This is a genomic window from Cupriavidus sp. HY129, from assembly GCF_059492215.1.
In genome coordinates, this window is record NZ_CP083254.1 from 1963236 (window position 1) to 1978257 (window position 15022).

At 64.5% G+C, this 15022-nt stretch carries 13 protein-coding genes; 10 read left to right on the forward strand and 3 right to left on the reverse strand.

Annotated features, from left to right (window positions below):
• Nucleotides 1-90: 90 nt before the first annotated feature.
• Nucleotides 91-876: an IclR family transcriptional regulator gene (locus K6G35_RS08885; protein WP_008651578.1), complete on the forward strand. Its 786-nt coding sequence runs from the start codon at nucleotides 91-93 to the stop codon at nucleotides 874-876.
• Nucleotides 877-888: 12 nt separating this feature from the next.
• On the opposite strand, the gene K6G35_RS08890 is transcribed toward K6G35_RS08885, so the two are convergent.
• The gene (locus K6G35_RS08890) at nucleotides 889-2136 is read right to left on the reverse strand and encodes a Zn-dependent hydrolase (RefSeq protein WP_495675584.1); all 1248 of its coding nucleotides are present in this window, start codon (nucleotides 2134-2136) and stop codon (nucleotides 889-891) included.
• Nucleotides 2137-2415: 279 nt separating this feature from the next.
• Here K6G35_RS08890 and K6G35_RS08895 point away from each other — a divergent pair, with 279 nt between their 5' ends.
• The 7 genes from K6G35_RS08895 to K6G35_RS08925 all read left to right on the forward strand — a co-directional run bounded on the left by K6G35_RS08895 (nucleotide 2416) and on the right by K6G35_RS08925 (nucleotide 9755).
• Nucleotides 2416-3993, forward strand: a complete 1578-nt coding sequence (locus tag K6G35_RS08895; RefSeq protein WP_495676340.1) for an ABC transporter substrate-binding protein — start codon at nucleotides 2416-2418, stop codon at nucleotides 3991-3993.
• A gap of 85 nt (nucleotides 3994-4078) precedes the next feature.
• Nucleotides 4079-5029 carry an ABC transporter permease gene (locus tag K6G35_RS08900; RefSeq protein WP_008651573.1) on the forward strand — a complete coding sequence of 317 codons (951 nt, stop codon included), beginning with the start codon at nucleotides 4079-4081 and terminating at the stop codon, nucleotides 5027-5029.
• A 10-nt stretch (nucleotides 5030-5039) separates the two neighbouring features.
• Nucleotides 5040-5927, forward strand: a complete 888-nt coding sequence (locus K6G35_RS08905) for an ABC transporter permease (protein ID WP_008651572.1) — start codon at nucleotides 5040-5042, stop codon at nucleotides 5925-5927.
• 2 nt (nucleotides 5928-5929) lie between these two features.
• Complete coding sequence (locus K6G35_RS08910) at nucleotides 5930-7009, forward strand: ABC transporter ATP-binding protein (protein ID WP_286882042.1); 1080 nt, start codon at nucleotides 5930-5932, stop codon at nucleotides 7007-7009.
• Between the two features lie 16 nt (nucleotides 7010-7025).
• Nucleotides 7026-8039, forward strand: a complete 1014-nt coding sequence (locus tag K6G35_RS08915; RefSeq protein ID WP_495675585.1) for an ABC transporter ATP-binding protein — start codon at nucleotides 7026-7028, stop codon at nucleotides 8037-8039.
• Nucleotides 8040-8072: 33 nt separating this feature from the next.
• Nucleotides 8073-9263 (forward strand): amidase, encoded by a 1191-nt coding sequence (locus K6G35_RS08920; protein ID WP_495675586.1) that lies wholly within the window; start codon nucleotides 8073-8075, stop codon nucleotides 9261-9263.
• 81 nt (nucleotides 9264-9344) lie between these two features.
• Entirely contained in the window at nucleotides 9345-9755 is a 411-nt protein-coding gene (locus K6G35_RS08925) for a DUF3830 family protein (protein ID WP_008651568.1), read from the forward strand.
• A 5-nt stretch (nucleotides 9756-9760) separates the two neighbouring features.
• On the opposite strand, the gene K6G35_RS08930 is transcribed toward K6G35_RS08925, so the two are convergent.
• Complete coding sequence (locus K6G35_RS08930) at nucleotides 9761-10699, reverse strand: LysR family transcriptional regulator (RefSeq protein WP_495675587.1); 939 nt, start codon at nucleotides 10697-10699, stop codon at nucleotides 9761-9763.
• Here K6G35_RS08930 and K6G35_RS08935 point away from each other — a divergent pair.
• Nucleotides 10698-11552: a sulfite exporter TauE/SafE family protein gene (locus K6G35_RS08935; protein WP_495675588.1), complete on the forward strand. Its 855-nt coding sequence runs from the start codon at nucleotides 10698-10700 to the stop codon at nucleotides 11550-11552. The genes K6G35_RS08930 and K6G35_RS08935 overlap by 2 nt on opposite strands.
• A gap of 91 nt (nucleotides 11553-11643) precedes the next feature.
• The gene (locus K6G35_RS08940) at nucleotides 11644-11880 is read left to right on the forward strand and encodes a hypothetical protein (protein ID WP_495675589.1); all 237 of its coding nucleotides are present in this window, start codon (nucleotides 11644-11646) and stop codon (nucleotides 11878-11880) included.
• Between the two features lie 25 nt (nucleotides 11881-11905).
• On the opposite strand, the gene K6G35_RS08945 is transcribed toward K6G35_RS08940, so the two are convergent.
• A complete protein-coding gene (locus K6G35_RS08945) occupies nucleotides 11906-15016 on the reverse strand; it encodes an efflux RND transporter permease subunit (RefSeq protein ID WP_495675590.1) in 3111 nt (1036 codons plus the stop codon).
• Nucleotides 15017-15022 lie beyond the last annotated feature (6 nt).

Genomic DNA, 15022 nt, shown 5'->3' on the forward strand with positions numbered 1-15022 from the left:
CGATAATCGATTCGACTGCATCTTGGTGCAATACATCTACATCGTGGTGCAGCGGGTCACGCCGATGGTGCCAACTCCAGGTCGAAGACCATGACCACCGACGACAAAGAACGCCCCGATCCGCTGTTCAACCAGTCCCTTGAAAAGGGCCTCGACGTGCTGCGTGCATTCAGCGCCGTGCATCGCACGCTGACGTTGGCCGAGCTGGCGGCACTGACAGGCATGACCAAAAGCTCCGCCCAGCGCACGATCCACACGCTGGAGCGGCTCGGGTACGTCGACAAGCATCCCCAGACGAGGCGTTTCCGGCTGACGCCCAGGGTGATGGAGATCGGCTACAACTACGTTGCCGCGGACGCGCTGATTCCGATCGCCAGCCCCTACCTCTCGCAACTGGCCAATGCCAGCGGCGAGACCGCCAACCTGACCGAGCCTGTCGGCCTGGAGATGGTCTACATGGCGCAGCTCGTGACCGCCAAGCACATGCCAGTGCTGACGCCGGTGGGCATGCGGATTCCGATGTACTGCACAAGCTCGGGACGCGCCTACCTGAGCACGCTGCCGGACGAACGCGTACGAGCGATGCTTGAAGCGTCCGCGCGCGCGCCACGCACGCCGGCCACGCTGACCGAGGTGGAGACCATCTTCGAGCGCGTCGTGGCGTGCCGCACGGTCGGTTACGCGTGCAACGAGGAGGAACTGTTCCTGGGCGACATGGGAATTGCCGCACCGGTAGTGAACAGCCGTGGCGAGGCAGTGGGGGCGGTCCATGTTTCGCCACCAGCCAGCCGCTGGACCATGGCCGACGCGCAGAAGAAGCTTGGCCCGCTGGTGGTCGAATGCGCGTGGGCGATCTCGCGATCGATCGCCCACTGAGCCAGCAGGTGCTTATCGCGCGTGCTCCAGCATGGCCCGCAGCAGGACGTTGGCGCCAGCCTCGATATGCTCGGGCAGCGCATCCTCCAGCTCGTTATGGCTGATGCCGTCCTTGCACGGTACGAAGATCATGCCGGTGGGTGCGCGCTGTGCCACGTACACCGCATCGTGTCCGGCGCCGCTGACCACATCCATGTGCGGCAGATCCAACCCAGCCGCCGCGCGGCGAACGCTATCGACGCACGCCGGCGCGAACAGGCAGGGTTCGAACTTGACCACCTGCCGGATTTCCACGTCCACGGCCGTCGCATCGGCAATACCGGCGAACGCCGCGCGCATCGCTGCGTCCATCCGGTCAAGGCCATCTTGCGAGAGATGGCGAACATCCACAGAGAAATCCACGCGCCCTGGTATCACGTTGCGCGAGTTTGGCATGACTTCCAGGAAGCCCACCGTGCCGCGGCCATGCGGGGCTTCGTCGCGCGCGATGCGATTCACCGCCTCGATCATGCGCGCCGAAGCCAGCAGCGCGTCGTGACGCAAGGCCAGCGGCGTCGGGCCTGCATGCGCATCCTGGCCGGTGACGGTCACGTCGTACCATTGCTGCCCAAGTGCCCCGGATACCACGCCAATCGGTAGGCCAGCGGCCTCCAGGACTGGCCCCTGCTCGATATGCGCCTCGAAGTAGGCCGCATAAATGCCACCGGGCACTTCACCCGCACGCTGCGTGCCGCGATAGCCGATGGCTGCGAGCGCATCGCCAACGCTCACGCCGTCTCGGTCTTGCTGCCGTCTGGCGAACTCCGCATCGAAAACGCCTGCGAATACGCCCGAGCCCATCATCACGGGCGTAAAGCGCGTGCCTTCCTCGTTGGTCCAGATCGCCACCTCCAGCGGTGCACGTGTGCCAATGCCCAGATCGTTGAGCGTGCGCATCACTTCCAGACCCGCCAGCACGCCGAAATTGCCGTCGAACTTGCCGCCGGACGGTTGGGTATCGATATGGCTTCCCGTGGCCACCGCTGGTGCGGTGGGGTCTGTGCCGGCACGTCGTGCGAACACATTGCCGATCTCGTCCACGCGCACGTCGAGCCCAGCCTCGCGGCACCAGCTCGCCACGAGGTCGCGGCCCTTTCGGTCGTCTTCGGTCAGTGCAATACGGCATACGCCACCCTTAGGCGTGGCGCCGACCGCGCCCAGATCCATCAGCGATTGCCACAGGCGTGCGCCATTGATGCGAGGAGTGAATTGCGAATCCATGTCTGTGTTGTCTGCAGTGAGTGAACATCGACCCGGGTACGAGCAAGAAGCAGACCACTGACAGGTGCGGACAGTCTCGGCCATGACCACCCATCGATGGTGCATGGTCACTGGCACATCAATTGCTTGACGGAGCAATGTCCATCCACAGCCCATTCCGTTTCAGGAGCCCCGCCCGTGACCCACTCCACGTCCTCCCATTCAAAAGGCCTTTCCGCCGCGATTCGCACCGTCTCCGCCGCCGTCACGTTGTCGCTGCTGGCCCTGCCCGGCGCCGCGATGGCCGAGAAGGTGCTCCGCATCGGCATGACGGCCGCCGACATCCCGCGTACGCTCGGCCAGCCTGACCAGGGTTTCGAAGGCAACCGGTTCACTGGCATCCCGATGTATGACGCACTCACCCAGTGGGACCTGTCCAAGAGCAACGGCCCAAGCCTGCTGATTCCCGACCTGGCAACCGAATGGAAGGTCGACGACAAGAACAAGACCGAATGGACGTTCAAGCTGCGCCCAGGCGTGAAGTTTCACGACGGCTCGCCGTTCAATGCCGATGCCGTGGTCTGGAACGTCAACAAGGTGCTCGACAAGACCGCGAAGCAGTTCGACCCCAGCCAGGTCGGCGTCACCGCTTCGCGCATGCCCACGTTGCGTAGCGCGAAGAAGATCGATGACATGACCGTGCAACTCGTCACGTCAGAGCCGGATTCGTTCCTGCCGTACAACGTGTCGAACCTGTTCATGGCATCGCCGTCCCAGTGGGAGAAGAAGTACGCGGCGGTCCCTGCCTCCGTGACCGACCCAGCGGAGCGCAGCAAGCAGGCATGGGTGGCCTTTGCAGCGGACGCATCGGGTACGGGGCCATTCAAGATGACCCGCTTCGTCCCGCGCGAACGCCTGGAGCTTGCCAAGAACCCCGCCTACTGGGACAGCAAGCGGGTGCCGAAGATCGACAAGGTCGTGATGCTGCCGATGCCCGAGGCCAATGCACGCACCGCGGCACTGCTGTCAGGCCAGGTGGACTGGATCGAGGCCCCGGCACCTGATGCCATCGCGCAGATCAAGAGCCGTGGCTTCGATGTGTACGCCAACGCGCAGCCGCACATGTGGCCATGGCAATTGTCATTCGCACCGAATTCCCCGTGGCTCGACAAGCGCGTGCGCCAGGCCGCGAACCTTTGCGTGAATCGCGCCGGCCTGAAGACACTGCTCGGCGGCTACATGGCCGAGGCCAAGGGCATCGTCGAAGCCGGAAACCCGTGGTGGGGCAATCCGGCATTCACCATCAAGTACGACCCCGCCGCCGCGCGCAAGCTGATGACAGAGGCCGGGTACTCCGCCGCCAAGCCGGTGAAGGTAAAGGTCCAGGTATCCGCATCGGGTTCCGGCCAGATGCAGCCGCTGCCCATGAACGAGTACGTACAGCAAAACCTCAAGGAGTGCTTCTTCGACGTGGACTTCGACGTCGTCGAATGGAACACGCTGTTCACGAACTGGCGCATTGGCGCGAAGGACGCGAACGCGCATGGTGCCAACGCGATCAACGTGAGCTTTGCGGCGATGGACCCTTTCTTTGCCATGGTCCGCTTCGTCAGCACGAAGACGCAGCCGCCGGTCTCGAACAACTGGGGCTACTTCGGCAACGCGGAGTTTGACAAGCTGATCGAGACCGCGCGCACCTCGTTTGGCGAAAAGGAACGAGACGCCGCGCTGGCAAAACTCCACGCACGCATCGTCGAAGAAGCGCCATTCGTGCTGATCGCCCACGATGTGGGCCCGCGCGCGATTTCCCGGAAGGTCAAGGGGGTGGTGCAGCCGCAGAGCTGGTTCATCGATATCGCGACGATGTCGATCGATTGACGGACTCGCCGCAGTGCCCTCCTCCGCGGAAGGGGGCACTTTCCCGCGCCAACGTATTTGCCTGTTCCCAAGCCGGCCATAGACCATGACTTACCTGCTTCGCCGCATCGCATATGCCCTGCCGATCCTGCTTGGGGTCGCCCTGCTCTGCTTCTCGCTGGTCCACATTGCCCCCGGCGATCCCCTTGTATCGGTGCTGCCGCCCGATGCATCCGAGGATCTGCGGCGACAACTGACCGCGCTGTACGGGTTCGACAAGCCGTTTCTCGAGCAATTTCTCCATTGGCTGCTGCGCGCGCTGCATGGGGACCTCGGTACGTCGATCGCCACGAACCGGCCAGTGATGAGCGAGGTGTCGGTTGCCGTTGTCAACTCCGTGCGCCTGGCCGCCGTCGCCACGCTGATCGGCTTCACGTTCGGCTGCCTGTTCGGCTTCGTGGCCGGCTACCTGCGCGATTCGGTTCCCGATCGTGTGGCGTCGTTCCTGTCGGTGCTGGGCGTCAGCATTCCGCATTACTGGCTCGGCATGGTGCTGGTGATTGCGTTCTCCGTGCTGCTGGGATGGCTGCCGGCCACCGGCGCCGGCCCCAATGGATCGGGCGACTGGAGTTGGGATTGGGAACACATCCAGTACATGCTGCTGCCCGCGGTCACGATGTCGGTGATTCCGATGGGCATCGTGGCCCGCACCATCCGCGCACTGGTGGCCGAGATCCTGTCCAACGAGTTCATTGTCGGCCTGCGCGCGCGCGGATTGTCGGACGTTGCCGTATTCCGTCACGTGGTCAAGAACGTGACGCCGACGGCGCTCTCGATCATGGGCCTGCAACTGGGCTATCTGCTCGGTGGCTCGATCCTGATCGAAACGGTGTTCTCCTGGCCGGGCACCGGTTTCCTGCTGAATTCCGCCATTTTCCAGCGCGATTTCCCGTTGTTGCAGGGCACGATTCTCGTCCTGGCAGTGTTCTTCGTGATGCTGAACCTGCTGGTCGATGCATTGCAGACGTTGTTCGACCCCCGTATCCAACGCAACTGAGGACGCCACGATGGAAATGACACTGAACAAGGCCGTGGCACCGCTACCCGTGGAGCGTTCGCCCGGATACTGGACCACGGTCTGCCGCCGGCTGCTGCGCAACAAGCTCGCGATGCTGGCCGCGCTGATCCTGATCGTACTTGTCCTGACGGCGATCTTCGCGCCGGCGCTGATGCCTGCCGACCCCTATGCGTCGTCGATTCTCAAGCGATTGAAGCCGATCGGCTTCGACGGTCACCTGCTTGGTACCGATGAACTGGGCCGCGACATGCTGTCGCGCCTGATGCTTGGCGGGCGGTTGTCGCTGTTCATGGGTATCACGCCGGTACTGCTCGCCTTCCTGATCGGCAGCACGATCGGCATCGTCGCCGGTTATGCGGGTGGCTGGACGAACACCGTCATCATGCGGCTCACCGACATCCTCTATGCGTTTCCCTCGGTACTGCTGGCCATTGCGCTATCCGGCACACTGGGCGCGGGGGTTGGCAACGCATTGTTATCGTTGACCATCGTGTTCGTGCCGCAGATCGTGCGCGTCGCCGAAAGCGTGACCACGCAGGTACGCAACCGGGAATTCGTCGATGCCGCCCGCGCCTCGGGCGCATCGTCGCTGACCATCGTGCGCGTGCACGTCCTCAACAACGTACTCGGCCCAATCTTCGTTTATGCCACGAGCCTGATCTCGGTCTCGATGATCTTGGCCTCCGGGCTCTCGTTCCTGGGGCTTGGCGTCAAGCCACCAGAGCCCGAATGGGGCCTGATGCTGAACACCCTGCGCACCGCCATCTACACCCAGCCATGGGTGGCCGCGTTGCCCGGCGCGATGATCTTCCTGACCTCGATCTCGTTCAACCTGCTGGCCGATGGCATTCGCTCGGCCATGGAAATCAAGGAGTGAGCATGGTTGAAACGCATGTACCCCTGCCTACCGCCCCCAATGATGTCGGCGGCCGGGCGCAGCCGCTGCTCATCGCACGCCAGCTGGTCAAGCACTTTCCGCTGAAGTCCCCCGTCCCGCTGCGCAAGGGCGGTGTCGTGCGTGCCGTGGACGGCGTGAGCTTCGATGTCCTCAAGGGCGAAACACTTGGCGTGGTCGGGGAATCGGGCTGCGGCAAGTCCACCACGGCACGCCTGCTGATGCAACTCACGCCGCAGGACAGCGGCGAACTGATCTTCGATGCACAGGGCGTTGATTCCCGGCAATTGCCGATGAAGGCGTTCCGCAGTCAGGTGCAGATGGTATTCCAGGACAGCTACTCGTCGCTCAATCCACGACTGACTATCGAGGAATCGATTGCGTTCACGCCACGTGTCCACGGCGTTTCCGCACGGGAAGCCACGGAACGCGCCCGCTACCTGCTGGAGCGCGTGGGACTGGAGCCGAAGCGATTCGCCGGCCGCTATCCGCACGAACTGTCGGGCGGACAGCGCCAGCGCGTGAACATTGCGCGTGCGCTGGCGCCACGGCCCCGCCTTGTCATTCTTGACGAAGCCGTGTCCGCCCTCGACAAGTCCGTGGAAGCCCAGGTACTGAACCTGCTGATGGACCTCAAGGCCGAGTTCAACCTGACCTACGTGTTCATCAGCCACGACCTCAATGTGATTCGCTACCTTTGCGACCGCGTCATGGTCATGTATCTGGGCAAGGTCGTGGAGATCGGCGCAACCGAATCCGTCTATGCCAACCCGGCCCATCCCTATACGCGGGCACTGCTGACATCGATGCCTTCGATGGATCCCGACCAGCGCACGCTGGCCGCGCCGTTGGCTGGCGATCCGCCCAACCCGATCAATCCGCCATCGGGCTGCAGCTTCCATCCGCGCTGCGTGCGTGCCGAGCCCATTTGCGAACGGCGCGAGCCTGTCCTCACCGACGCGCTCAGCGGCCATCCGGTGTCATGCCTGATGGCCATGCCAGACGGCGGCCACTCGCTGCCGCTGCGCCGGCTGACGACGAACCTGCATGCCGCCACGCCCTGAACTCGCGGAGACACCGATGTCCACCGACCCCCTCCATTCCCATGCACCCGCAGTCTCCGTGCGAGATCTGCGTGTGTCCTTTGCAAGCGGCGGCAAGACGATCCAGGCCGTCAACGGTGTATCGCTGGAAGTAGCGCCGGGCGAAGCCGTGGCGCTGATCGGCGAGTCGGGCTCTGGCAAGAGCGTCACGCTACGCGCCTTGATGCGTTTGCACCCGCCACGCCGCACGACGATATCCGGCGAGATTCAGGTCGACGGCCAGTCCGTGCTGGATCTCGACAAACGCGCGCTGGCCCGCCTGCGCGGCGGCACCGTCGCCATGGTGTTTCAGGAGCCACTCCTGGCGCTGGACCCCGTCTACACGGTTGGGCAACAGATTGTCGAATGCATCCGCACACACCGTAGGGTATCGACATCGGAAGCGCGTGCGCTGGCACTCAAGGCGCTGGAATCCGTGCGCATTCCCAGCCCGGAACGACGCCTGGCAGCCTATCCGCATGAGATGTCGGGCGGCATGCGTCAGCGCGCGATGATCGCGCTGGCGCTGTCCGCACAGCCCAGGATCCTGCTGGCCGACGAGCCCACGACGGCACTCGATGCCACGGTGCAGATCCAGGTACTGATACTGCTGCGCGAACTGCAGCGCGAGCTCGGCCTGTCGATCATCTTTGTCACCCACGATATCGGCGCCGCCGTGGAAATCGCCGATCGCGTCGCCGTGATGTATGGCGGACGCATTGTCGAGGAAGGCCCCATCCGCACCCTGATGCGTGACGCGCGCCATCCGTACACGATCGCCTTGCTGCAAAGCCGACAGCATGGCATGGGCCGTGGCGAACGCCTCGCGACGATCGGTGGCGCGCCGCCTGACCTGGCCGCGCTGCCGCCCGGCTGCACGTTCGCACCACGCTGCGCGCAGGCCAGTGCGGCCTGCCTGTCGGCGATACCGAAAGCCGTATCGCTCGGCAACGGACATCGCGTCAGCTGTGTGCGGGTTACCACGCCCGCTGCCAGCGAATGCGTCGCCTGAAACCGTTTGATCAATTCCAAGGAAATCGCACCCATGAGCCTGGCCACCCATCCCTCGCGCGCCTTTCTGCCATACCCCGATGCCCCCGTGCCCAACGCGGCCAGCGGCCCGCTTCACGGCCTGACGTTCGCCGTCAAGGACCTCTTCGACGTCTCCGGCTACCCCACGGGCGGCGGCAATCCGCATGTGCTAGCACGCTCTGGCATCAAGACCACGACAGCGCCCACCGTCCAGAAACTACTCGACGCAGGCGCGGCGTTCGTCGGCAAGGTCCATACGGACGAGCTCGCGTTCTCGATGAACGGACAGAACCATCACTACGGCGGCCCGTACAACGGCACGGCGCCCGATCGCATTACGGGCGGTTCGTCGTCAGGCTCGGCATCCGCTGTGTCGAACAAGCTGTGCGACTTCGCGCTCGGCACCGACACCGGTGGCTCGGTCCGCGCACCGGCCAGTCATTGCGGTCTGTTCGGCATCCGTCCGTCACATGGCCGGATATCGCTGACTCACTGCATGCCACTGTGCGCAACACTGGATACGTGCGGCTTCTTCGCCCGGGATATCGCCACCTTCGCGCGCGTGGCCGACGTCCTGCTAGGTGCGGATGCCAATCCGCTGCCCAGCCAGCCCAGGCTGTTGCTGGCAGCCGACCTGTTCGAACTGCCAACGCCCGAGGCGCGCAAGGCGCTTGCACCCGCCGCCGCTCGCATCGAGGCCGTGCTCGGTAAAGCCTCGCCTGTTGACGTGGCCGATCGTCCGCTGTCGGACCTGTACTGGGCCTTTCGTTACGTGCAGGGCTGGGAGGCGTGGCAGGCGGACGGCGCGCTGATCGAAAACTATGGACTGCAGCTGGGGCCCGATGTCGCCGGCCGATTCGCGTTCAGCAAGGAGGTAACCGCGGCGCAGTTCGAGAAATCGAGCGCCGTGCGCCGGGAGTTCACGGCTCACCTGGGCCGTCTGCTGGGTCAAGACGGCATCCTGTTGCTACCGACGATGCCGGACATCGCGCCACTGCGTACGACACCGATGGAAGCACTCGAAGACTACCGGACCACCGCGGCGCATACGCTGTGCCTGACCCCGCTGACCGGATTCCCGCAACTCAGCCTGCCGCTATCCGGGCGCGACGGCGCGCCACTGGGACTATCCCTGATTGGCCCCATGGGGAGCGACCGCAGCCTGATTGCCGTGGCTGAAACATTGATGACGGCGATCGCCTGAACTAAGCTGGTGCCAGACCGCTCCCCGATCTTCGTCGGCGACGCGGATGGCGCCAACCGCTCCCATCACGGCAATCACATCATGACCCGACTCCGCATCTCCGCCGCCGGCTACACCTTTATCGCCGATACCAACCCCGATGCGCCGCAGACCGTTGCCGCGTTCCTGAAACTGCTGCCCTATCGGCAGAAGCTGATCCACGTACGCTGGAGTGGCGAGGGCTGCTGGATTCCGCTGGGCGAGTTCAGGCTCGGTGTCGACTTCGAGAACCACACGAGCCATCCGTCCGTGGGGGACATCCTGTTCTACCCAGGCGGCTACAGCGAGACGGAGATCATCCTGGCCTACGGGAGCTGCTGCTTCGCCAGCAAGCTGGGGCAATTGGCGGGCAACCACTTCCTGACCATCGTCGAGGGCAAGGAAAACCTGCGCGCCCTGGGCACCAAGGTGCTGTGGGAAGGCGCCCAGGACGTCGTATTCGAACTGGCCTGACGGGTTCAGGCGGCGCCGGTGGACAGCGCCAGCGTACGGAGCGCCGCCACCGGCTCCGGCGCATCTCGGCGGGAGAGCAGTACCACGCGTGTCGTCGCGCCCGCATCGGACAGTGGCACAAACCGGACGCCATCGGGCCCGAACCACTGCATCGATTCCGGCACCACGGCTACGCCAAAGCCCGCCGCCACGAGCGATAGCTGCGAAAGCTTGCGGGAAATCGCACCGGCCGCCATAGGATAGAAGCCGCTCGCCTGGCAAAGCTGCGCCACGCGGTAGCTAAGCCCGCCCCGCTCCGGGTGCGGCAGCGAGACAAACGGCATCTCTCGCAAGGCACTCAGCGTCAGCGATTCCCGTCGCGACATCGGATGATCGGTGCAGACAGCCACGACCAGCCGCTCCCCGGCCATCGGATCGATCTGGATGTTCGGGTAGCGGCGCAGCACCGGATCACGCGCCAACCCGAGGTCGGCACGGCCTTCCTCGATGTCGACCGATTGCTGCTCCGACGATGCCTGGGCAATTTCAAAGCGGGCGGCGGGATGGTCGGACTGCCAGCGGTGCAACCAGCCGCAACGCTGCGGCGTCAGCACGACCGAGCTCGAATGGAGCAGGCGTATCGCATCGACCCCACCACGCTGCACTTGGCGGGCCTGCACGGCCGCGCCAGCGATGTCGGACAGAATGCGGCGCGCCGATTCGTAGAACACCTGCCCCGCCGCCGTCGGCTCCACATGCCGAGGCTTGCGCACCAGCAATTCCACCTGCAGCGCCGCTTCCATGTCACGGATCTGCCGGCTCAGCGCCGACTGGGCGATAAACAGCCGTTCGGCCGCCAGGCTGAAATTGCCGGCGTCCACAATCTCGACGAAATAGCGCAACTGCTTCAGGGAGGGCGTCATGAGCGAGAGTTTGCCACGCCCTTCATGGACTCTGGCTGCCATGCCGATTTGCGATGGCAGCGTGCGGCATTTGCGATCGATCGGCACGTCGCCCGGCGCTACGCTGAATCCTCTCCCAATCCCCGCCTCGCCGATGGACCTGTCCGCCCTGCTTCCCATGGTTTCTCTGCCCGCCTATGCCACCATGAGCGCCGCGTTGGCCGTGGCGTACGTCATCTTCGGCATTGCCGGATTCGGCACGGCGCTGGTGGCGGCGCCTGTGCTGGCCTATGTGATGCCCGTCGCGCAGATCGTGCCACTGCTGGCGTTAATGGATTGTTCGGCGGCACTTCTAAACCTGGCACGCGACGGACACGCCGCCGATCGTACCGAGTTGCGGCGGCTGGTGCCGTGCCTGCTCATCGGCAGCCTGATCGGCGCGGCACTGCTGCTGCGGATACGCGCCGACCTGCTGCCCGCCGTGCTGGGTGTCTTCGTCACGGCGTATGCGATCTGGTCCTTGCTCGGCAAGCGGCCGGCCACGCGACTTTCCTCATCCGCCGCCGTGCCGTTCGGGTTGGTCGGTGGCATCTGCTCCGCAATGTTCGGTAGCGGTGGCTTTCTGTACGCGATCTATCTATCGAGCCGGCTCGACAAGGACGCCATGCGCGTCACCCAATCGACGTTGATTGGTTTGTCCACGCTGACACGGTTGGTGCTGTTCCTGCTGGCGGGCGTTTATGCGGACGCGGAACTGCTGAAGCTCGCGGTGGCATTGGCGCCAGCGATGATCGTTGGGCTGTGGGTCGGGCGCCAGATTACGCTGCGCATGTCGCGCGAACAGTTCCTTCGCGTGGTGAACGTGATCGTATTGCTTTCAGGCAGCGCACTGGTCATTCGCACCTGGCTGGCCTGATCGGGCTCCTCGCGCCTTATCTCCTCGCGCGCTAACATGCCGGCATCGCGGACCCACTGTCGGGCCCACCCAAGCTGGAGATGCTCCCGGTATGTACATGATCTACTGGACCGAAGCCACCGCCGCCGGTCTGGCGCCGCACGCGCAATCGTTCCCTGGCGATGCACTCAAGGATGCGCTGCAGTTCGCGGAGGCGCTGCGCCGTCGCCAGTTTGCCGGCGAGCCGGTCAGCTTCGTCACGCTCTGCTCGGAGAATCCGAACTCGGTTGGCAAGCCGGGCGCGGCTGACCCGCCGCCCGACTACGAATGGAAAAAGCGCAGGCCGTAGCGGCCTGCTGCCAGCCCCCAAACCCTCAGTTCGTCATCACCCCTTGCCCGCCTTCCGGCGGCCGGACGCGAAACCACGCCGCGTACAGCGCGGGCAGGAACAACAGCGTCAGCACCGTGGCGACGATCAGGCCACCCATGATCGCGGCAGCCATCGGCCCCCAGAAGGTCGAGCGCGACAGGGGAATCATCGCCAGCACCGCCGCTGCGGCGGTCAGCATGATCGGGCGGGCCCGACGCACCGCTGACTCGACGATGGCCTGCCACGGCGGAATGCCCGCCTTGATGTCCTGCTCGATCTGATCAACCAGAATCACCGAATTGCGGATGATCATACCCAGCAGCGCGGTAATGCCCAACTGGGCGACAAACCCCATCGGCGCGTGCAGGAGCAACAGCGTCGCCGCCGCGCCAATCAGACCCAGCGGGCCGGTCAGGAACACCATCACCGACCGCGAGAAGCTGTGCAACTGCAGCATCAGCAGCGTGAAGATCAGGAAGATGCACAGCGGCAGTTGCGCGGCGATCGATGCGCCAGCCTTGCCGCTTTCCTCCTGCGCACCCGCGATCGTGATGCGGTAGCCGGGCGGCAGGCTGGCGCGGATCGCGTCGAGCTTCGGATCGATCTGCGCGGTCACGGTCGGGCCCTGGATGCCATCGACGATGTCGGACTGCACGGTAACGCCGAAGTCGCGATTCTCGCGCCAGAGCACGCCGGGCTCTGATTTCAGCGTCACGCGCGCCACCTGCGTCAGCGGCACAGCGCGGCCCGTGCTGGTCGGCACCAGGATGTTGTTCAGGTCCGACATCGTGTCGCGCTCGCTTTTCGGCGTGCGCATGACGATATCGATCAGCTTGTCCGCGTCGCGATACTGGCCGACCGGCACGCCGGTCAGCACCGCCTGCGTGGCGCGGGCAATCGCATTGGTGGTCACACCGAGCGCGCGTGCCTTGTCCTGGTCAAGCTCGAGACGCAGCATCTTCACGTTCTCGTTCCAGTTGTCATTGACGCCGACCGTGTTCGGATTGGCTGCCATGATGGCCCGCACCTGATCCGCCGCCTTGCGCACCCCGGCGGCATCCGGACCAATCACCCGGAACTGCACCGGGTAGGCAACGGGCGGCCCGTTTGGCAGCAGCTTCACGCGGCCCCGGAGTTGTGGGAACTCCGCGGCCAGCACCTGCTCGATGCGCTTGCGCAGCACGTCGCGTTGCTCCGCGTTCGCAGGCATCACGATCAGCTGCGCCACGTTCGACTGCGGCAGGATCTGGTCCAGCGGCAGGTAGAAGCGCGGCGCGCCGGTACCAATGAACGTGGTCAGGCTGCCCACGGCCTTGTCGCGCCGCATCGCCACTTCGAAGCGCTTGGCTTCGGCCTCGGTCTGCACAAAGCTCGTGCCTTCCGGCATCCAGAGTTCAACCATCAACTCGGGGCGGCTCGAATCGGGAAAGAACTGCTTCTCGACGAACTTGAACGCGAACAGCCCCAGCGCGAACGCCGCCAGCGTGACCACGATCACGGTCTTGCGCCACGTGACGCACCAGTTCACCAGCGCGCGGAAGCGGGCGTAGAACGGCGTATCGAACACCTCGTGATGGCCGCCGTCGCTCGGGCGCGTCTTGAGCAGCAAATAGCCCAGGTACGGTGTGAAGTAGACCGCCGCCAGCCAGGACAGCACCAACGCCAGCGCCGTCACAGCAAAGATCGCGAACGTGTATTCGCCAACGGTCGAGCGCGCCAGCCCCACGGGCAGGAAGCCTGCCGCCGTAATCAGCGTGCCGGTCAGCATCGGCATTGCCGTGGAGGTGTAGGCAAACGTGGCGGCCTCCATCTTGGAGAAGCCTTCCTCCAGCTTGCGCACCATCATTTCGACCGCGATGATCGCGTCGTCCACCAGCAGGCCCAGCGCGATGATCAGGGCGCCAAGCGATATCTTGTGGAGCCCGATGCCGAATATGTTCATGAACAGGAACGTCACGGCCAGCACCAGCGGAATCGTCAGCGCCACCACGAGTCCGGGACGTACGTCGAGCCGTAACGGCCGCGTATGGAGCCCGAGCGAGACGAAGCTCACACCCAGCACGATCACAACGGCCTCGATCAGCACCCGCACGAACTCGCCCACCGAGTGCTTCACGGCCTGCGGCTGATCCTGGACCTGATCCATCTCGATGCCGACCGGCAACTGGTTGCGCAGGCCATCGACCACGCGGCGCAGTTCCTTGCCCAGCGCGATGATGTCCCCGCCCTTCTCCATCGAAATACCCAGGCCGATCACATCCTTGCCGTTGAAACGCATCCGGCTCACCGGGGGATCGACATACCCGCGATAGACGTGCGCGATGTCGCCCAGCCGAATATTGGCGATGCCGTTCGGCCCCCGCAGGACCAGGTTCTTCAGGTCTGCCACCCCGCCAAGCTGCCCGGTGATGCGGACCTGCAGGTTGTCGGTCGGCGTCACGAGGACACCACTACCCGTGGGATTGTTCTGCTCGGCAATCTGGTTGGCGATCGCGTTGATGTCCAGCCCAAGCTGCGCGAAGCGGGCCTGATTGAACTCGACATAGAGCTTCTCGTCCTGCAGCCCCAGCAGGGACACCTTGGCCACGGCGGGGATGCGCAGCATCTCCTGCCGCACGAGATCCGCGTACTCGCGCAGTTCCTTGTAAGTGAAGCCGTCGGCCGAGAGCGCATAGATCGAGCCGTACACATCGCCGAACTCATCATTGAAGAACGGCCCACGCACGCCCTGCGGCAGCGTCGGCTGGATGTCGCCAATCTTCTTGCGCACCGTGTACCAGATCTGCGCGGTGTCCTTGGCCGGCGCGTTGTCGGCCAGTTGGAAGATCACCGTGGTCTCGCCCGGCTTCGAGAAACTGCGGATCTTGTCCGCGTATGGCACTTCCTGAAGCTGTCGTTCGATCTTGTCGGTCACCTGCACGGCGATCTGCTCGGCGGTAGCGCCAGGCCAGAGCGCCTGCACGACCATCACGCGGAACGTGAACGGCGGATCTTCGTCCTGCCCTAGCTGGAAGAAGGCCAACAGGCCGCCCAGCAGCAGCACAACGAGCAGGTAGCGGGTCAGAGGCTGGTGCTCAAGCGCCCAGCGCGACAGGTTGAAACGGGAATGGTCCATGCGCCG